The organism is Gemmatimonadaceae bacterium, from assembly GCA_035606695.1.
GTDB lineage: Bacteria > Gemmatimonadota > Gemmatimonadetes > Gemmatimonadales > Gemmatimonadaceae > JAQBQB01.
Genome location: DATNEW010000021.1, coordinates 1 through 19,508 on the forward strand (window position 1 = coordinate 1; position 19,508 = coordinate 19,508).

The 19,508-nt window shown below is 66.3% G+C and carries 15 protein-coding genes; all 15 read left to right on the forward strand.

All coding sequences use genetic code 11. The features are described from left to right. Positions 1-310 (forward strand): PASTA domain-containing protein (locus VN706_09120; protein ID HXT15779.1); only part of this gene is annotated, 310 nt, incomplete at its 5' end. 10 nt (positions 311-320) lie between these two features. Next, positions 321-1,835, forward strand: a complete 1,515-nt coding sequence (locus VN706_09125; GenBank protein HXT15780.1) for a UDP-N-acetylmuramoyl-L-alanyl-D-glutamate--2,6-diaminopimelate ligase — start codon at positions 321-323, stop codon at positions 1,833-1,835. Further along, a complete protein-coding gene (gene murF, locus VN706_09130) occupies positions 1,832-3,226 on the forward strand; it encodes a UDP-N-acetylmuramoyl-tripeptide--D-alanyl-D-alanine ligase (protein HXT15781.1) in 1,395 nt (464 codons plus the stop codon). The genes VN706_09125 and murF overlap by 4 nt, the downstream gene beginning before the upstream one ends. 71 nt (positions 3,227-3,297) lie before the next feature. Next, entirely contained in the window at positions 3,298-4,446 is a 1,149-nt protein-coding gene (gene mraY, locus VN706_09135; protein ID HXT15782.1) for a phospho-N-acetylmuramoyl-pentapeptide-transferase, read from the forward strand. A 9-nt stretch (positions 4,447-4,455) separates the two neighbouring features. Beyond that, entirely contained in the window at positions 4,456-5,844 is a 1,389-nt protein-coding gene (gene murD / locus VN706_09140) for a UDP-N-acetylmuramoyl-L-alanine--D-glutamate ligase (protein ID HXT15783.1), read from the forward strand. 16 nt (positions 5,845-5,860) lie between these two features. Continuing rightward, entirely contained in the window at positions 5,861-7,039 is a 1,179-nt protein-coding gene (locus VN706_09145) for an FtsW/RodA/SpoVE family cell cycle protein (protein HXT15784.1), read from the forward strand. Positions 7,040-7,060: 21 nt separating this feature from the next. Beyond that, entirely contained in the window at positions 7,061-8,158 is a 1,098-nt protein-coding gene (locus tag VN706_09150; GenBank protein ID HXT15785.1) for a UDP-N-acetylglucosamine--N-acetylmuramyl-(pentapeptide) pyrophosphoryl-undecaprenol N-acetylglucosamine transferase, read from the forward strand. A gap of 115 nt (positions 8,159-8,273) precedes the next feature. Then, positions 8,274-9,653: a UDP-N-acetylmuramate--L-alanine ligase gene (gene murC / locus VN706_09155; GenBank protein HXT15786.1), complete on the forward strand. Its 1,380-nt coding sequence runs from the start codon at positions 8,274-8,276 to the stop codon at positions 9,651-9,653. Then, a complete protein-coding gene (locus tag VN706_09160; GenBank protein ID HXT15787.1) occupies positions 9,650-10,366 on the forward strand; it encodes an FtsQ-type POTRA domain-containing protein in 717 nt (238 codons plus the stop codon). Before murC ends, VN706_09160 begins: the two co-directional genes overlap by 4 nt. A 93-nt stretch (positions 10,367-10,459) precedes the next feature. Next, entirely contained in the window at positions 10,460-11,713 is a 1,254-nt protein-coding gene (gene ftsA / locus VN706_09165; GenBank protein ID HXT15788.1) for a cell division protein FtsA, read from the forward strand. 250 nt (positions 11,714-11,963) lie between these two features. Then, the gene (gene ftsZ / locus VN706_09170; GenBank protein HXT15789.1) at positions 11,964-13,139 is read left to right on the forward strand and encodes a cell division protein FtsZ; all 1,176 of its coding nucleotides are present in this window, start codon (positions 11,964-11,966) and stop codon (positions 13,137-13,139) included. A 99-nt stretch (positions 13,140-13,238) separates the two neighbouring features. Further along, a complete protein-coding gene (locus VN706_09175; protein HXT15790.1) occupies positions 13,239-14,519 on the forward strand; it encodes a M23 family metallopeptidase in 1,281 nt (426 codons plus the stop codon). Between the two features lie 87 nt (positions 14,520-14,606). Next, a complete protein-coding gene (locus tag VN706_09180) occupies positions 14,607-16,400 on the forward strand; it encodes a hypothetical protein (GenBank protein HXT15791.1) in 1,794 nt (597 codons plus the stop codon). 41 nt (positions 16,401-16,441) lie between these two features. Continuing rightward, complete coding sequence (ftsY, locus tag VN706_09185) at positions 16,442-17,371, forward strand: signal recognition particle-docking protein FtsY (GenBank protein ID HXT15792.1); 930 nt, start codon at positions 16,442-16,444, stop codon at positions 17,369-17,371. A 4-nt stretch (positions 17,372-17,375) separates the two neighbouring features. After that, entirely contained in the window at positions 17,376-19,466 is a 2,091-nt protein-coding gene (gene recG / locus VN706_09190; protein ID HXT15793.1) for an ATP-dependent DNA helicase RecG, read from the forward strand. Positions 19,467-19,508 lie beyond the last annotated feature (42 nt).

Genomic DNA, 19,508 nt, shown 5'->3' on the forward strand with positions numbered 1-19,508 from the left:
GCAGGCCGTTCCCGTCGAACAAAACGCGCGGACCAGCCCGCCGGCGGTGACCACCGACACAGCCGCCGACGACGCCAGCGTCCCTATTGTGGTGACGCTGCCGATGCCGGCGAGCGCGCCGGCACCGCGCACGATGCACCCCGTTCCCGACATCCGCGGCTTGCCGCTCCGCGACGCGGTGCGGTCGTTGCACAATGCGGGGTTTCGCGTGCAGCTCGCGCGCGCGGCAGGCGGCGGCTCAGCGACGAGTCCGTCGGCCGGCGAGCTGGCACCCACTGGAACTCTGGTTCGACTGCTCTTCGACTACTGAACGCACGTGAATGCACGCTGACATCGATACGCTCGCGCAGGCGCTCGCCGAGGCAGGCCTTCTCGTCGAGCGGCGCGGCGCGGTGGCCGGGAACGCGAAAGCGCTGACCGGCATCACCGACGACAGTCGCGCGGTTCGCCCCGGATACCTGTTCGTCGCCGTGCGTGGTAGTGAGCGCGATGGCCACGACTACCTCGACGCTGCCGCGAACGCGGGCGCGGTCGCGGCGATCGTGCAGGATGCGGCGCGCACCACGCTGCCCGCACTGGTTGTGAACGACGGCCGGCGCGCAGCGGCGATCGCCGGTGCGGCGGCGTACGGATTTCCCGCGCGCGAGCTGCAGCTGGTCGGAATCACCGGCACGAACGGCAAGACGACGACGGTCAACATGCTGCGCCACTTGCTCGACGAACCGAGCGCGCGCAGCGCGTCGATCGGTACGCTCGGGGTGCTGATCGGCAGCGAGGGCGAGCCACTCGAGGGCGGCGGCGGACTCACGACGCCGGGGCCGATCGAGCTGCAGCGCATCTTTCGCGCGCTGCACGACGCCGGGGTGCGCCGCATTGCGATGGAAGTTTCGTCGCATTCGCTCGACCAGCGCCGCGTCGATGGCGTGTTCTTCGACGTCGTCGGGTTCACGAACCTGACCCGCGATCATCTCGACTACCACGGCACGATGGAGCGCTACTTCGCGGCCAAGGCGAGATTGGTCGAGCATCTGCTCCCGCACGGCACCGTCGTCTACAATCTCGACGACAAGGCGTGGGCCGCGCTCAAGACGGACCGGCGTCGCGTGGCATTCAGCGAACGGGTGCCAAGCGCCGAGGTTCACGCGGAGCACATTCAATTCGGTCCGCGGGGGAGCGAATTCGATGTCGTGCTCGACGGTGCTTCGACACGAGTTCGCCTTCCGGTCATCGGCGACTTCAACGTCATCAACGCACTCGGCGCCGCGGCCGCGGCGTACGCGCTCGGCGTTCCGAATGCGCGCATCGGCGAACGGTTGTCGTCGATGCCGCAGGTGCCCGGGCGGCTGGAGGTGCTGCGCGATTCACCGACGGTGCTGCGCGATTACGCGCATACGCCGGACGCGCTCGCTCGCGCGCTCGATGCCGTGCGTCCGTTTGCGCCGGAACGCTTGATCGTGGTGTTCGGCTGCGGTGGCGACCGCGATCGCGGCAAGCGACCCGTGATGGGCGGCATCGCGGAAGCGAAGGCGAATTTGGTGATCGTCACGAGCGACAATCCGCGCACCGAAAATCCCGAATCCATTCTCGACGAGATCTTCACCGGCATGCACGGCACGAATCACGAGCGTATCGAGGACCGGCGCGCGGCGATCGCGCGCGCGCTGGAGATCGCGTCGCCGCGCGACGTGATCGTCCTCGCCGGCAAGGGACATGAGACGTATCAAGTTCGCGGCACCGAGAAGCTGCCCTTCGACGAAAAGCAAATCGTCGGGGAGCTGTCCGCCGAGATCGCGCATGGGAGCGCGCGATCGGGCGCGCATGAGAACACGCGATGAGCACCGCACCTCCGGTCGTCGCCAAATCGACGTTCTGGTCGCTCGATCGCGTCGCCCACGCACTGACTCCGTTGGCGCCGGTGAACTTGCCGCGCGGAGCAGGGACGTTTGGCCGCGTGTGGACGGATACGCGAACCATCGAGCCGGGCGATTTGTTCGTGGCGCTCGTTGGTGAGCGGTTCGACGCGCACGATTTTCTTGCCGAGGCGGTCGCGAACGGCGCGACGGGTCTCGTCGTCTCGCAGGCGGGCAAGGCCGCGAGGCTCGGCGTTCCGGTATTCGAGGTGCGCGACACGCTCGTTGCGCTGGGCGCGCTCGGCACGTTCCATCGCCGTGCGTTGATGAAACCCGTCATCGCCGTCGTCGGCACGAATGGAAAGACGAGCACGAAAGAGTTGCTCAAGGCGGCGCTTGGCGGCGTGCTCGAGGTTCACGCGACGACGGGCAATTTGAACAACCTGATCGGCGTGCCGCTGACGCTCCTCGCGATGCCCGAGTCGGTCGACGTGGCGGTGATCGAGATGGGTACCAACCAGCCGGGTGAAGTCGCGCGGCTGCGCGCGATCGTCGAGCCGAACATCACGGTGGTGACGTCGATCGCCGAGGAGCACCTCGAGGGATTGGGCGACCTGGCCGGCGTGCTGCGTGAAGAGATGGCGGGGACCGATGGAGTTGCCGCCGCGATCGTCCCCGCGGCGCAGACCGACGTCGTCCAGGCGGCGCGCGACAAGGCGGAGCGAGTCGTGAGTGCCGGTCTCGATGCGGGCGATGTCCGCCCGCGGTCGTGGAGTGTCGAGCCCGATGGACGCGGACGCCTGACCATCGACGACGTCGAGCTCACCGTACCGCTGCGCGGCGTGCACAATCTGCGGAATGCGATGCTGGCGTTCGCCGTGGCGCGCGAGATCGGCGTGACGGCCGCCGACGCGGCGCGCGGCATTGCGTCGATGCCCGTTCCGCCGATGCGGTCGAGTGTCGAGCAAGTCGGGCGAGTGACACTGATCAACGACGCGTACAACTCGAATCCGGGCTCGGCACGCGCGGCGATCGAGCTGCTCCAGCACGCGGGCGCCGGTCGTCAGCGAGTGGCGGTGCTGGGGACGATGCTGGAGCTGGGTCCATCGACGCCGCGGCTGCACGAGGACGTGGCGCGCGACGCGCTCGATGCCGGATTGGAGATCGTGGCCGCCATCGGCGAGTTCGCGTCCGCGCTGGGGCGTATCGCACCCGGGGATTCGCGCGTCATTACCGCCGACGACGTGGATGGACTGTGGCGGGCGCTTTCGCCGCGGCTGGAACCCGAAGCGGTTATCCTCCTCAAAGGTTCGCGAGGCATGCGGCTCGAGCGTCTGGTGGGTCCGATCACGGAGTGGGCGGGTCAACGCGCGTGACATTTTGATTTATCGTTCCTCGCTACAGCGCTTCGCACCTTCGCTCGGAATTCCGCCATTTTGATTTGCTAATGCTCTACTCATTTTTGTACCCGCTCTCCCGACAATACAAAGTTCTGAACGTCTTCCAGTACATCTCTCTGCGCGCGGTCGGCGCGGCGGTGACGGCACTGCTCCTGTCCTTCATCGTCGGTCCGATCATCATGGCGGCGCTGAAGCGGCAGTCGATGCACCAGGTCGTGCGCGAAGGAACGCCCGACTCGCATGCCGCGAAGGGTACGACGCCGACGATGGGCGGCTTGATCATTCTGGGCAGCTCGCTGTTGTCCATCGCGCTCTGGGGGCGGTTCAGCATCAGCCATCCGTACTTGTGGATCGCGATCGCGATCACGATCTGGATGGGCCTGATCGGATTTCTCGACGACACGCTCAAGCTGCGGCAGAAGCGGCGCGGCGAAAAAAATCGCGGGCTGGTCGAGAAGTACAAGCTCGCCGGCCAGTTCGTTGCCGGGGTGACGCTCGGTTGGTATCTGTGGCAGCATCCGTTGTCGCCGAATCTGCCGGGCGCGTCGTCGACGCTGCCATTTCTCAAGTACGTCCTGCTCGTGTGGTGGCCGAAGTTCGCGTTTCTCTACGTGGCGTGGACGACGTTCATCCTCATCGGTACCACGAACGCGGTGAACATCACCGACGGGTTGGACGGTCTCGCCGCCGGACTCTCGGCGATTGCCTTCGGTACGTTCGCGATCTTCGCGTACATCATGGGTCGCGTGGACCTGAGTCGTTATCTGGGCGTCTTCAACCTTCAGGATTCGGGCGAGCTCACCGTGTTCTGCCTCGGCATGGTGGGCGCGCTGATCGGATTTCTCTGGTTCAACACGCACCCCGCGCAGGTGTTCATGGGCGACACGGGTGCGCTCGCGCTGGGCGGTGCGTTGGGTGGAATCGCGCTGCTGCTCAAGTCGGAGTTCGTGCTGGCGTTCGTGGGCGCGCTCTTCGTTGCGGAGATGATGTCGGTGGTGGTGCAGCGTTATGTGTTCAAGTATCTGAAACAGCGTCGCGGGCTGGAGTATGCTCAAGCCCACCGCGTCTTTCGACGAGCACCGCTGCATCACCATTTCGAAGAGATCGGTTGGGCGGAGACGCAGGTGGTCGTACGATTCTGGATCATCGGCATTCTCTGCGCGTTCTTCGCGCTGAGTACTCTCAAATTGAGATGAGAGGGCGTGATGCGTAATTCGGATCCGGCGATGCGGTCGGAATGGCTCGGTGGGGAAATCGCGGTGGTCGGCCTGGCGCGCAGCGGACGGTCGGCGGCGCAGTTGCTGGCACGCGCCGGATCGGACGTGTACGCGTCCGACTACTCGCGCGACGAACGGCTCGAACAAACCGCGGTCGAGCTCCATCATGACGGCGTCGACGTGCAGCTGGGCGGACACGATCTCGAGCGCATCGCGCGCTGCAAGCTGGTCGTCGCCAGTCCCGGTGTGCCGCCCGACGCCGCGCCCTTCGTCGCCGCGCGCCGGGCGGGCGTCGACATCGTGAGCGAGATCGAGATCGGCCTGCGATTTCTGCCGAGTCTCAAATACATCGCCGTCACCGGCACCAACGGCAAGACGACGACGACGGCGCTGATGGGCCACCTCCTCAAGGCACTCGGTCGTCGCGCGGAGACGGCGGGGAACATCGGGACCCCGCTGACGGAGCTGGCGATGGCGAAGCAGCCGCCCGAGTGGGTGGCGCTCGAGGTGTCGTCGTTTCAGCTGCACGATACCCCGAGCATCGATCCCGAGGTCGGCGTGTTGACGAATCTCTCGGCGAATCATCTCGACCGGTACAACAGCGTCGAGGAGTATTACGGCGACAAGGCGCTGCTCTTCCGCAACGCGACAGCGGCATCGCACTGGGTCACGAACGCCGACGATTCGGACGTGCAGTCCATGACGGAGCACGTAACCGGCATGCAGTGCCGATTTTCGGTGCGTGGCAAGAGCGACGCGTATTACGATCGCGACAAGGACCGGCTGTGCGTGCTGGGGCACCCGATTCTGGATCGTCGGGATTTGCCGCTGCTCGGCGACCACAACGTGGCGAACGCACTCGCGGCCGCGCTCGCGGTGATGATCGCCGAGCGCGATCATCGGGGCGAGCAGGCGCTCAAGAAGATCGGCGGCGCGCTCGCGACCTTCTCGGCGCTGGAGCATCGAATCGAGACCGCGGCCGAACAGGGTGGGGTGACCTGGATCAACGACTCGAAGTCGACGACGGTCGAGTCGACGCGCATCGCGTTGCGCGGAATGACCAAGCCGACGGTGCTGTTGCTGGGCGGCAAGCACAAGGGCGCGCCATATACCGATCTCGTGCCCGAGCTCAAGCGGACGGCACGCGCGGTGATCGCGTACGGTGAAGCAGCGCCGCTCATCGAGAAGGATCTTCATGGCGTCGTGCCGTTGACCCGGCTCGGATCGTCGTTCGAGGACGTCATCGCGGCCGCACGCCAGCTTGCGCAGCCCGGAGACGTCGTGCTTCTCTCTCCAGCCTGCTCGAGCTACGACATGTTCGACAACTATGAAGAACGGGGCCGGGAGTTCAAGCGGCTTGCCGTCGTCTCCCGCTAGCGGCGCGCGACCACGCATGAAGGCGGTCGCGGCATCCGCCGTTCGCGAACGGTGGAAAATGGGCCCGGAGGCGCGCGGCATGGTGCTCGTGAGCGCCATCATCACCGCGTTCGGCCTCGCCGTGCTGTACAGCGCGAGCGCCTTCGTCGCCGCCAACGACCACAATGGCCAGAGCGCCTACTTTCTCCTCAAGCAATTGAGCGGCGTCGCCGCCGGCATCGTGGTGTTCGCCATCGCCGCGAAGTTCGATGCCGAGAAACTGCGTGAATGGGCGTGGCCGCTGATGTGGTTCACGATCGCGACGATGTTCGCGGTGCTCGTGCTGCCGGCGAAGTTCGCGCCGGTGATTCACGGCTCGCGCCGATTCCTGATTGGTTCGTCGTTTCAGCCGTCGGAATTCGGAAAGCTGTCGGTGGTCGTGTGGTGTTCCATGCTGATCGTGAAGAAGGGCGACAGCCTCAAGCGTTTCAGCAAGGGCCTGGTTCCATTCCTCGTCGTCATCGGCCTCCTGGCCGCGCTCGCTGCGCTCGAGCCGGACCTGTCGGTGTCGATGCTGTATTTCCTGTTGATGGCACTGCTGCTCTTCGTCGGTGGCGCGCGCATGAGCCACTTCGTGGCGCTCGGCGCGATGATGTTTCCGATTGCCATCACGAAGATCGACAAGTGGCGCTACGCGCTCGCGCGTTTGACCGCGTTCTTCGAGCCCGGGCAGGCGCCGGCTGACATCAGCTATCAGCTGCAGCAGTCGTTGATCGCCGTCGGATCGGGCGGCTGGTTCGGGCGCGGCTTCGGCGAGGGCATGCAGCAAGCGTATTTCGTTCCGTTTCCTTATAGCGACTTCGTCGCGAGCAACATCGGCGAGGAGTGGGGATTCGTCGGGCTTGCGGGCATCACGATCGCGTTCGCGATCTATGGGTTGTTCGGCTTCAGAATCGCGCGGAAGGCGCGCTCGCCGTTCCTGCAGCTCGTGGCGGTGGGATTGACGTTCACGACCGTGCTCACCGCGTTTCTGCACATCGGCGTGGTCATCGGTCTGTTGCCGACCACGGGTCTCACGTTGCCGTTCGTATCGTACGGCCGTTCCAATCTCGTCCTGACGATGTTGTTCACCGGCATTCTCGTGAACATCGGCAGCGAGAAGGAACGCGTGATGGGCAGCCGCGCCACGGACCCGCTCGCCGTCGCCGCGGCATAAGTCCCGCACTTCGCACGGGCCATGACGCGCATCGTCTTCGCGGGTGGGGGCACCGGCGGGCATCTCTATCCAGGCATCGCGATCGCGCGCGCCCTCGTGCGGGCGGATGCGTCGGTCGAGCCGTTCTTCATCGGCGCGCAGCGCGGCATCGAGCGCACGGTGCTGCCGACGACTGAATTTCCATATCTGCTGCTCGATCTCCATCCGCTCTACCGAACGGCGGTGTGGAACAACGCGAAGACGGTGGCGGGATTGTCGACGTCGTGGCGGCGGCTGTCCGCCATGGTGAAGCAGGAGCGGCCCGCCCTGATCGTCGGAACCGGCGGCTATGCGGCGGGGCTCGCGCTGGCGTACGCCGTGATGCACCGCATTCCCATCGTGCAGCAGGCGGGCGACAGCTTTCCCGGACTCACCGCGCGCGCGTTCAGCCGCTGGTCGCGCGAGATCTATCTCAACTTTCCTGAAGCGGCGCGCGTGCTGACGTCGCATCATCCAGGTTCGCTGATCGACACCGGCGCGCCGATCGAGCCGCCGCCGTCGCCCCGCCCGGACCGCGCGGCCGCGCGAGTGAAGTGGGGATTTCCGCCGACCGGCGGCCACGTGCTGCTCGTCTACGGAGGCAGCCAGGGATCGCGCGCGATCAACGAGGTCGTCGCGGAGTGGGTCGATCGTTCGCTTCCCGAAAACCTATACGTTATCTGGGGAACGGGGCGCGCGACGTACGAACAGTTCAAGCATTGTGAGGGACCGCGCGTGCGCGTGCGCGACTATCTCGCGCCGATCAGCGAGGCGTATGCGGCGACCGATCTCGCCGTCGCGCGCGCGGGGGCGATGACGACCGCCGAGCTCTTCGCGTGGGAGATTCCCGCGATCCTGATTCCGCTGCCGACGGCCGCGGCGGATCATCAAAGCACGAACGCCGTGACGCTCGAGCGCGCCGGCGCGGCGATTCACATTCCGCAGGCGCAGTTCACGGTCGAACGACTCGATGCCACCGTGCGCAAGCTGCTCGAGTCCCCGGGAGAGATGGACCGGTTGTCGGCCGGTGCGGCCGCGCGCGCGAGGCCCAATGCGGCAGCGGAGATTGCGCGGAGGATACTGCATTTGCTGTCATCCTGAGCGCGGCGAAGGACCCCTTTCGCGGCGGAGGAGTTCTCCTCGGCGACCAAGGGGTCCTTCCCCTTCGCTACGCTCAGGGTCAGGATGACACCTCTCGGCACGACAACTTAGTTTCATGTCCATGCCTCTGATCGATCCATCCGACACGCGTCCCATCCACTTCGTCGGAATCGCCGGCGCGGGCATGAACGCGCTGGCGGAGCTGTTCTTCCGTCAGGGCGTGCCGATCACCGGCTGCGACGCGCATCCCGAAAGCGCGCCGGATCTCGAGCGACTCGGCATTCAGGTCACGAACCACGACGTCGCGCACGTCGCCGGCGCACGCGCGCTCGTCGTCACGTCGGCCATGCCGAAGGATCATCCCGAGCTCGTGCGCGCGCGCGAGCTTGGCATTCCCGTCATTCGCCGCGCCGAAGCACTCGGCGAAGCAACCGCCGGGCGCGAGCTCATCGCGATCGCCGGCACGCATGGCAAGACCACGACGACGGTGATGACGACCGCCGCGCTCGATGCGGCCGGACGAACACCAACCGCGCTCGCGGGCGGCCGGGTATCGGCGTGGCAGGGCAATCTGCACCCCGGCAGCGATCGTCTCTACATCGTCGAAGCCGACGAATACGATCGATCGTTCCTCACACTCTCGCCGACCGTCGCGGTGGTGAACAACATCGACGCGGACCATCTCGACATCTACGCGGATCTCGCCGACATCAAGCGCACGTTCGCGCAATTTGCGCGCGGCGCGCGAACGATCGTGTTGTGCGCGGACGATGCCGGCGCGAGCTCGATGATCACCCCGAGCAGCACCGAGGTCATTCGCTTCGGCATCGACTCGGCGGATGCACGGGTGGTCGCGAAGAATCTCTCGCTCGGACCGAACGGCTCGACGTTTCACGTCGTGTTCGATGACGAAGCGCTGGGCGACGTGCAGCTGCGCATTCCCGGCCGTCACAATGTCCTGAACGCGCTCGCCGCGTTGTCCGCCGGGCTCGCGGTGGGTGCCAAGGTTCCGGACATGGCGCGCGGGCTCGAGAGTTACGCCGGCGTCGAGCGGCGATTTCAGCGACTCGGTGAATCGCGCGGCGTCGCGGTGGTGGACGATTACGCGCACAATCCCGGGAAAGTGCAGGCTGCGCTCGCGACGGCGCGCATTGCGTTTCCGGGCCGACGAATCATCGCCGCGTTTCAACCGCATCTGTACACGCGCACGCGCGACTTCGCGCGCGAGTTCGGGGCATCGCTCGCGGCGGCGGATCTCGTATACCTCACCGAGATCTACCCGGCGCGCGAGCAGCCGATCGAAGGCGTGACGTCCGGCTTGATCGGCGACGCACTGAAGTCGTCGGGCGGTACGCTGGCCTGGCGCGGCGAGCGCGGCACGCTCGCCGAAGCGTTGGCCGGCGCCGTGCGCGAAGGCGACGTCGTCGTGACGATCGGTGCCGGCGACATCACGCGCACCGGGCCCGAGCTCCTCGAGCGCCTGGAGAGCAAGTGAGCGACGAGGAGCGTCCCGCGGCGCGTGACGGGCGCCGGATGCTCCGTCTGAGCCTCATCGGCATCGCGGCGCTGCTCGTCGTGTCGTCGCCGCTGTGGGGGCCCGTGCTGATGCGCCGCATGGCGTTCTTTCACGTGCATCGCATCGAGATCATGGGTGCGCGCTACGTCGCGCCGAACGACATCCTCAACCGTCTCCACGTCGATACGATGAAGTCGGTGTGGGATCCAACCGGCCCGCTCGAGCGCCGCATTCTGTCGCAGCCGGAGATTGCGAGCGCCCACGTCGAGCGTAAACTCCCGGGAACGCTCGTGATTCGAGTCACCGAGCGCGCTCCCGTCGCCCTCGTGCCTGCGAACGGCGGCTTTCGTGTGTATGATGAACGCGGCGTCGCGTTGCCGATCGATCCCACGCGAGTCTCTGTGGATGCGCCGGTGATCATGCAGCCCGACATCGGCGTGCTCCGATTACTCGGCGCCATGCGCGTGGGTTTGCCGAATCTGTATGCTCGTGTCAGTACCGTGCGGCGCGCGGGGGCGCCCAATGAGCTGGTGCTTCAGCTCAAGGAAATCCCCGTGCGTACCACCCAGGATGTTACACTCGATCGTCTCGCCGAGATCGAGCCCGTCGAAGCGGACCTGATGCGTAAACAGCTTCGCGTTCTCGAGCTCGATCTTCGTTTTCGGGATCAAGTCGTTGCCAGATTACAATGATGGTTCCTCGCTACGGCGCTCCGCACCTTCGCTCGGAATTCCGCCGAGACAGCCGCTACGCCACTCCGCACCTTCGCTCGGAATTCCGCAGTTATGAACCCTGACCGGCTTGTAGCGGGACTCGACATCGGATCGGCGAAGACCACGGCCATCATCGCCGAGGTCGAGGGCGATCTTCCGAAGCATCCCACGATCAAAGTGCTGGGCGTCGGACAGGCGCGCACCACCGGGATGCGCCGCGGCGTCGTGTCGGACATCGAGGAAACGACGCGCTCGATCAAGAAGGCCATGCAGGACGCCGAGCGCATGGCCGGGGCGCAGGTGCAGGAGGTCTACGCCGGCATCGCGGGCGAGCACGTGCAGGCGATGACCAGCAAAGGCATCGTCGCGGTGAATCACGACGAGATCGACAAGTCGGACGTCGACCGGGCGAACGAAGTCGCGCGCGCGCAGGCAATTCCGCAGGATCGCGAGCTGCTGCACGCAATTCCGCAGGAGTACACGGTCGACAAGAACGTCGGCATTCGCGATCCGATCGGCATGAGCGGCACGCGCCTCGAGACGGAGATGTATCTCGTCACGATCGGCAGCTCGCCGGCGATCAACCTCCGCAAGTCGGTGGAGCGCGCGGGTTACAAGGTGCGCGAGCTCGTCCTCGAGCCGCTCGCCAGCTCGCTCGCCGTGCTCACCGAAGACGAGAAAGAGCTCGGTGTCGGCCTCGTGGAGATGGGCGCGGGAACGACCGACCTCGCGGTGTTTTACGAGGGAAAAATCCGGCATCTCGGAACGATCGCGTTCGGCGGCAACAACGTGACGAGCGACATCGTGCACGGCCTGGGGGTCACGCAGGCGGATGCGGAGCGGTTGAAGGAGCGCTACGGGTGCGCGTACGAGCCGCTCGTCGATCCGAGCGACGTCATTCAGCTGCCGAGTACCGTGGCGCAGGGCGATCGGCAGATTCCGCGTGAGTTGCTGGCGCACATCATTCACCAGCGCATGGACGAGATCTTCGACCTGGTGCAGCGAGACATCTCGTCGGCGGGTTTCGCGGGCAAGCTGAGCGCGGGGGTGGTGCTCACCGGCGGCGCCGCGGCGATGCAGGGCGCAGCGGAACTGGCGAGCGAGGTCTTCGGAACGGGTGTTCGTGTCGGCGTGCCGAGCGAAAACATCGGTGGCTTGGTGGATTCGGTCGAAGCGCCTCGTTTTGCGACGGCGGTCGGGCTCGCTCAGTACGGCGGGAGTCGGATCGCGCTGGGCGGGATCGGTGCGACGCGGCGCATGCCGGGCGGGAAGGGGATGGAAGGGATCGTCGGGAAGATAAAATTTTGGCTGCAGGACTTTTTCTAGCGACGGGATGACGCATCAAAAAACTGCCACGCTCGTGTCACATTGTGGATAACCGTACGTCATCCAAGTTGTTATCTCTTCGCAGGTTCCTCGTCCTAAAATTGGAGTGGTTGGCGCGCTCGAAAGCGTTATATTGCCCGAGCGATTTCGACCGTCCGCAGTCGTTCTGAAGCGAGCTTCAACGCGCCGTAGCAGCACTCCTTCCCGCTGTTCCGATCACACCACCATTTCGAAGTACGGATCTCTCTCAATGATCTTCGAGTTCGAAGAGAGCGCGACCCAGAACGCTCGCATGAAGGTGGTGGGCGTCGGCGGTGGCGGTGGCAATGCCGTCAATCGCATGATCGACGAACACCTCGAGGGTGTCGAGTTCATCTCGGTGAACACGGATTCTCAGGCGTTGATCACGTCGAAGTCGGACGTGAAGGTGCAGATCGGAAAGAAGCTCACGCGCGGGCTTGGCGCCGGCGCGCGGCCCGATATCGGCCGCCAGGCGATTGATGAGAATCGCGATGAAGTCTCGGGCGCGCTCAAGAGCGCGGACCTCGTGTTCATCACGTGCGGCATGGGCGGCGGCACCGGCACCGGCGCGGCGCCGGTCATCGCGGAGCTCGCGAGAGAAGCAGGTGCGCTCACCGTCGGCATCGTGACCAAGCCGTTCCTCTTCGAGGGACGAAAGCGCATGCGCCAGGCGGAGCAGGGCATCGCCGAGATGCGCAAGAACGTCGACACGATGATCGTCGTGCCGAACGAGCGCTTGCTCGCGGTCGTCGGCAAAGGCATTCCGTTCCAGGACGCGCTCAAGAAGGCCGACGAAGTGCTGCTCCACGCGACGCAGGGCATCTCGTCGCTGATCAGCGTCACCGGTCTCGTGAACGTCGACTTCGCCGATGTGCGCACCGTCATGCAGGCCGGCGGCTCGGCCCTCATGGGCACGGGTGTCGGCAAGGGTGAGAATCGCGCGATGGAAGCCGCGCAGCAGGCGATTTCCTCGCCGCTGCTCGACAACGTGTCCATCTCCGGCGCGACGGGCGTGCTCGTCAACATCACCGGCGGCGCCGATCTCACGCTTGGCGAAGTGCATCAGATCAACGAAATCATTCACGACGCCGTCGGCGACGATGCGGAAATCATCTTCGGCGCCGTGCACGAGCCGGCGATGCAGGGCGAGATTCGCGTCACCGTCATCGCGACGGGCTTCGATCGCGCCCTCAACGTCGGTGGAACGTCGGCGCGCGAAAGTGCGTCGCCCGCACAGGCCAAGGGCTCGCCGGTCATTCCATTCCCCGGCAATCGTCCCGCGCGCGTCACCGGAAATCAGCCGGCGCCTCGCTCCGAGCCGCAGCGCGCCCCTCGTCCCGTGAACGATCGCGGTGATCTCAGCGACATGGAGATCCCAACGTTCATCAGAAGGCAGATGGACTGATGCGTATCTGCGGAATTCCGAGCGAAGGCGCGCAGCGCCGGAGTGAGGAACTATGACGACTGTTCGCAAATGCGCGTCGCGCCGGAGTAAGCAACTCGCGTGAAGCTGGGTTTCGTTCGCATCCTGACGTACGGCCTGGTCGCGCTGGCTCTCGCCGGCGCGCTTCGCTTTACCCCAGAACTTCCCGAACCCGAGCGAAAGGCCGCCGAGGTCCTCATCACCCAGGCGGCCACGCCCACGTGGAAGCTGCGCTTCGACACGCTCGGCCGCGGTGAATCGCTGCAGTCGCTCCTGCGGCGCGGTGGATTCAGCGACGACGATGCCGCGGCCGCCCTTCAGGCCGCGACGACACTCGATGCGCGTCGCATTCCGGCGGGCATGCCCGTCACCATCAAGGCGGAAGCCGCCGATTCGTCGCCAAACGAAGTGACGCTCCAACTGTCGATCGATCGCCTGCTGCATCTCAAACGCAACGGCGATACGTGGACGGGTACGGAAGAGAAACTCGCGTGGGCGACGGATACGATCATCGTCGGCGGCACGATCAATACGAATCTCTACGACGCGATCAACACCAGCGCGAAGAATGATTTGCCTGGCGGCGCGCGTCAGCAGCTTGCCTGGGCGTTGGCGGACGTGTACGAGTATCGCGTCGACATGAGCCGCGACCTGCAGGTGGGCGACGAATTCAAAGTCGTCGCCGAGCGGTCGGTGGCGCCGACGGGCGCGATGCGCATCGGCAAAGTCATCGCGGCCACGTTCAAGCTGTCGGGCAACATGATCGACGCCGTGCACTTCAACAGCGACGGCGCAACGGGCGAGTATTTCGATCAGGCGGGCAAGTCGATGCGCGCCGCCTTCCTGCACGCGCCGCTGGAATTCCGCCGCATCTCGAGCGTGTTCGGCGGCCGCGAGCATCCCATCCTTGGCGGATGGCGCATGCACAAGGGCCTGGACTACGCGGCGAACTACGGCACGCCCGTGCGCGCGATCGGCGACGGCGTGGTGATTCGCGCCGGCTGGAGCAACGGTTACGGCAACGTGCTCGAGATTCGGCATCGCAATGGATTCGTCACGCGCTACGGCCATTTGAGCCGCTACGCGGCGGGCATTCGCGTCGGCACGCACGTGGCGATGGGCCAGTATGTCGCGAACGTTGGCAGCACGGGCCTGAGCACCGGGCCGCACCTCCACTTCGAGGTGATCGTAAACGGCGAGCAGCGCGATCCGCGCGTGGCGCTCAAGGCAACGGGCGGCGACCCGATTCCGGCGAATGAGCGGACGGCGTTCGAGCAGTTCAAGGACAAGCTGCTCGCTCAGCTGGACGGGCCGGTGAATGGCGTTGAGAAGCTTGCGGGAATGGCCAGCGCACCGCGCTGAGCATGTAAGGAGCGCTTGAACCATCGGCGCCTCCGGCGCCGGCTCACTCGCGGCCAAACCGAGCGCGGAGCACTAGGTTAAGACCGAATGTCTCCCTGGCTCGTCGCCATCATCGCCGGCGTCGTCGTCGCGCTCATCCAATACGGCCTGCGTGAGCTACGCTCGCCGGCAAGCGCCTTCTCGGCGCTGCTGCGCGTGGTCGCGGTGGCGATCGTCGTCGCGCTCGTGCTCGATGCGCCCGCCGCGCGCGCGAAACCCGTGTCGACGTGGGGAGCACTCGACGTCTCACAAAGCATGCGGCGCGGCGATACGATCGCCTGGCGCGCGGCGCGCGACTCGCTCCTTCGCGCGCATCCCGAGTCGATCATCGCGTTCGGCGACTCCGCGCGCCGCGGCGATACGACGACCGTTCCACGCGACATGGCATCGTCGCTGAGGCCCGCGGCCGAGCGTGCGTCCGCCGCGGGGCATCCGCTGATCGTCGCCACCGATGGCGAGCTCGATGATCCCGACGCCGCGCGCGCCCTGTCCGCCGGATCGCGCATCATTCTCGTGACGCACCCGCCGAGACGCGATCTCGCCGTCACGTCGATCGACGTGCCGCGCGCCGTCGTGAGCGGCGACACGATCGAAGCGCGCGTCGGTGTCGCGGCGGGCAACGCAGGCGCGCGGCCCGGCACGATCGCTCTGTCACTCGACGGGAAGCCGCTCGCCACAGCGCCCGTCGACTCGCTCCCCGCGTTTGGCGAGCACACACTGTCGTTCAAGGTGCGCCTCGACGGCGCGGCCGGGCCGGCAATTCTGCGCGTCGTATCGACGAGCCCCGAAGACGCCGAGCCGCGCAATGATACCTTGTCGGCGGCGATCGATCTGTCGGCGGCGGCGAGCGCGGTATTCGTATCCACGTCACCCGACTTCGACGCCCGCTATTCGCTCGCGGTGCTGCGCGGCGCACTCGGCATTCCGACCCGCGGTTTTTTTCGCGTCGCGCCAGGTGAGTGGCGCGTCGAAGGTGCGCTGACGCCCATCGCTGAAGCCGAGGTGCGCCGCGCGACGCGCGAGGCGCCCGTGGCGATCATTCACGGCGACACGGCGGCCTTCGGGCCGCCGCGTTCGGCGACGCGTGGACCGTTGGCGTTGATCGTCACCTCGGGCACCGAGGGTGAATGGTATCCGTCCGCGGCGCCGGCGTCGCCGCTCGCGCCGGCGCTGAGCGGTCTGTTGTGGGACAGCTTGCCTCCCGTCGGGATCGCGACGACGACGCCGAAGGGAAGTTGGACCGCGGTCGAAGCGCGAAAGGGGCGCGGGGATGAACGGAAGCCGATCGTGGTCGGGACCGATGAGCCGCGCCGCGTCGCGATCATCGCGGCCTCCGGGCTCTGGCGCTGGCGCTTTCGCGGCGGCGTGGCGTCCGACGCGTTCACCGCCCTCTGGGGAAGTATCTTTGATTGGTTGGCGGCGCAGCGCGCGGATCGGCGTGCGGCGGTGCCGGACGAGCGTCTGCTGCGCGCCGGCGAGCCGGTGCGGTGGCGTCGTGGCTCGCCCAGCGATTCGGTCGTGAGCGTCGAGTTGCGTACGCGCGGTGGCGCACGCGTGGATTCGCTGATGCTCCGCTTCCCCAACGATGGCAACGTGGTGGAGACGCGGCCGCTGCCGCCGGGGATCTACGAGGCGGTGACGCGCGGCGGCAGCTCGTTGCTGGCGGTGAATCCGTCGCGCGAATGGCTGCCGCGCGCGCCGCGGGTGTCGAAGGGCGCGGTACGCGGGACGGTGTCGGCGGATCTGGCGCCGCGGCTGCGCGACAAGGGATGGGCCTACGCGCTGGCGATCGTGCTGTTGTGCGTGGAGTGGCTGCTGCGGCGCCGCCGCGGCATGCGTTAGTAAATTAGTATTAATGAATTGATATAGTCTCGGGGAACGGCATGCGGTTATTGAAGAAGTCCGGAGACCTGCCGAAACGGTCGCTCTGGTCGCGAATCAAGGACGTCGCGCTGATGGACGTCGCCGTGCTCGCGCGCGGCGGCGTGACGGCGGGATCGCTGGAGGAGCTCGAGCAGCTGTTGCTCGAGGCGGACTTCGGCGTGCCGGTGACGCTGCGGCTCGTCGAGGACGTCGAACGTCGTGCCAAACGCGGCCAGGTGAAGACGCAGGAGGAGTTCCGTGCCGCGCTGGCGGACGGCATCGACGCGGCGCTGCGCAGCGGAAACAACGACGCGGGGCTCACGCTCTCGCCGACCGCGCCGACGGTGATTCTCGTCGTCGGCGTCAACGGAGCGGGGAAGACGACGTTTATCGGCAAGCTCGCGTCGCGGTTCGCGCGCGAGAAGAAGCGCGTCATGGTCGCCGCCGGCGACACCTTTCGCGCCGGCGCGATCGATCAGCTCAAGGTGTGGGCCGATCGCGCGGGCGCGGAATTCGTCGGCGCCAAGGCGGGGACCGATCCGGCGGCCGTCGCGTTCGACGCGATCGACGCCGCCGTCGCGCGCGGCGCCGACGTGTTGATCGTCGACACCGCCGGGCGGCTGCACACGAGCGAAGGGCTCATGGAAGAGCTCAAGAAAGTCGCGCGCGTGATCACGAAACGGCTGCCGGGCGCGCCCCATGAATCCCTGCTCGTGCTCGACGGCACGATCGGGCAGAACGCGGTGCAACAGGCCAAGACCTTCGCGGGTGCGGTGCCGGTGACGGGTCTCGTCGTGACGAAGCTCGATGGCACCGCACGCGGCGGCGTGGTGGTCGCGGTGCACGAGGCGATCGACGTTCCCGTCAAGTTCCTTGGCGTCGGCGAAGGCGCGGACGATCTCGTCCCGTTCGACGCGTCGGCGTTCGCGCAGGATCTCATGGAAGAGTGAGCGTGTGAGCACCTCGCGGCCCACGCAACAGCGTCTCTATCTCGAGACGCCGGTCACGTACCTCAAAGGCGTCGGGCCGGCCCGCGCGGACGCGTTGCGGCGGCTCGGCATCGTCACCGCGGGCGACTTGCTCTTTCACGTACCGCATCGGTACGAGGATGCGAGCACCGTCAGCCCGATCAAGTCGCTCGAGCCGGGGATGCACGGCACCGTCATCGGCACCGTGATCTCGAAAGGCGTCATTCCCACGCGCAAGGGGCTTCGCATCTTCCAGGCGGTGCTTCGTGATGAAACTGGAATGATAGAAGTATCATGGCCCGGCCAGCCATTCCTGGACCGAACCATCGACAAGGGGGACGCGCTGCTCGTCACCGGCAACGTCCGCTTCTTCCACGGACGCCAGCTCCAGCCGCGCGAGTTCGTCAATCTGGGCGACGACGACAGCGCGACCGCCCACGGACGCGTGTTGTCGGTGTATCCGGCGACCGAGGGCCTGTCGTTCAAGCTCATTCGCTCGATCGTCGACACGCATCTGGACGCGCTGCTGCCGCAGCTCGTCGAGTACCTGCCGCCGGACATCGTTGCACTCGGCGGCGTGCCGGCGATCGGCGAGGCGCTGCGCATGGTGCATCGCCCGGCGTCGATCGCCGACGCGATGCAGGGCCGCGCGCGCCTGGCCTTCGAGGAGCTGTTCTTCGTTCAGCTGCTGCATCAGCGCGCCAAGGATCTCGCGCGGGAGAAGCGGGCCGGTGTTCGCTTCGACAACAAGCGAACGCTCACGTCGCGCTTGCGGAAGGATCTGCCGTTCGAGCTCACCGGCGCGCAGGTGCGCTCGATTCGCGAGATCTTCGCCGACATGTGCAGCGACCGCCGCATGCAGCGATTGCTGCAGGGCGACGTCGGGAGCGGCAAGACCATCGTCGCGCTGTTCGCGGCGTTGCTGGCGATCGAGAGCGGCTATCAAGCGGCGATCATGGCGCCCACGGAACTGCTCGCCGAACAACATCATCGAACGCTCACGAAGTTGCTCGAGCCGCTCGGAATTGCGCCGCTGCTGCTCACCGGCAGCCTTCCCGCGCGCGAACGCAAGGCGGTCGCACGCCAGTTAGCGGGCGCCGAGCCGGTACTGGTGGTCGGAACGCACGCGTTGGTGCAGGAAGCGACGGTTTTCGCGAAGCTCGGCTTCGCGGCCATCGACGAACAGCATCGATTCGGCGTCGAGCAACGAAAGGCACTTGGCGCAAAGGGCGAGGCGCCCGACGTATTGCTGATGTCGGCCACGCCGATTCCGCGCTCGCTCGCGCTCACGCTCTACGGCGATCTCGATCTCAGCATGCTCGACGAGCGACCGCCGGGACGACAGCCGATCGCGACGGCGCTGCGCCGCGAATCGGGCCGCGCCCGCGTGCTGCAGTTCATCGACCGGCAGATCGAGCAGGGGCGACAGGCGTACATCGTCTATCCGGTCATCGAGGAGTCGGAGAAGACCGATCTCAAAGCGGCGACGACGATGTATGATCTGCTGGCTGCCGGCCCCTTCGCGAATCGCCGCGTCGCGTTGTTGCACGGCCGCATTCCGTCGGACGAGCGCGATGACATCATGCGACGGTTTCGCGACGGCGAGATCGACGTCCTCGTTGCGACGACGGTAATTGAGGTCGGCATCGACGTCGCGAATGCGACGGTCATGCTCATCGAGCATCCCGAGCGCTTCGGTTTGTCGCAGCTTCACCAGTTGCGAGGACGCGTCGGCCGCGGCGCCGACGAGTCGTATTGCATTCTGCTCGGCGACGTGAGTCCGGAGGTCGCCGATCGGCTCAGCGTGTTCGTGCGCACGGATGACGGTTTCGACATCGCGCGTGAGGATTTGCGCATGCGCGGCATGGGCGACCTGTTCGGCGAACGTCAGAGCGGCGTCCCGACGTTCCGCATCGCGGACCCGCTGCGCGACGAGGAGTTGAACGAACGCGCGCGCATGGCCGCCACAACGCTCCTGGAACGCGACCCAAGTCTGGATCGTCCGGAGCACGCAAACCTTCGCCGAGTCCTCGGCGAACGCTACGCTCGCTCGCTGGAATTATTCAGGGTGGGTTGACCCGACCGCCGAGCGCCGAGCGCCGAGCGCCCATCGCCCATC

Bases quoted from the DNA above. Each gene is read 5' to 3' on its own strand.
- VN706_09125 (HXT15780.1), top strand. From the start codon at position 321: ATGCACGCTGACATCGATACGCTCGCGCAGGCGCTCGCCGAGGCAGGC.
- murF (HXT15781.1), top strand. From the start codon at position 1,832: ATGAGCACCGCACCTCCGGTCGTCGCCAAATCGACGTTCTGGTCGCTC.
- mraY (HXT15782.1), top strand. From the start codon at position 3,298: ATGCTCTACTCATTTTTGTACCCGCTCTCCCGACAATACAAAGTTCTG.
- murD (HXT15783.1), top strand. From the start codon at position 4,456: ATGCGTAATTCGGATCCGGCGATGCGGTCGGAATGGCTCGGTGGGGAA.
- VN706_09145 (HXT15784.1), top strand. From the start codon at position 5,861: ATGAAGGCGGTCGCGGCATCCGCCGTTCGCGAACGGTGGAAAATGGGC.
- VN706_09150 (HXT15785.1), top strand. From the start codon at position 7,061: ATGACGCGCATCGTCTTCGCGGGTGGGGGCACCGGCGGGCATCTCTAT.
- murC (HXT15786.1), top strand. From the start codon at position 8,274: ATGTCCATGCCTCTGATCGATCCATCCGACACGCGTCCCATCCACTTC.
- ftsA (HXT15788.1), top strand. From the start codon at position 10,460: ATGAACCCTGACCGGCTTGTAGCGGGACTCGACATCGGATCGGCGAAG.
- ftsZ (HXT15789.1), top strand. From the start codon at position 11,964: ATGATCTTCGAGTTCGAAGAGAGCGCGACCCAGAACGCTCGCATGAAG.
- VN706_09180 (HXT15791.1), top strand. From the start codon at position 14,607: ATGTCTCCCTGGCTCGTCGCCATCATCGCCGGCGTCGTCGTCGCGCTC.
- ftsY (HXT15792.1), top strand. From the start codon at position 16,442: ATGCGGTTATTGAAGAAGTCCGGAGACCTGCCGAAACGGTCGCTCTGG.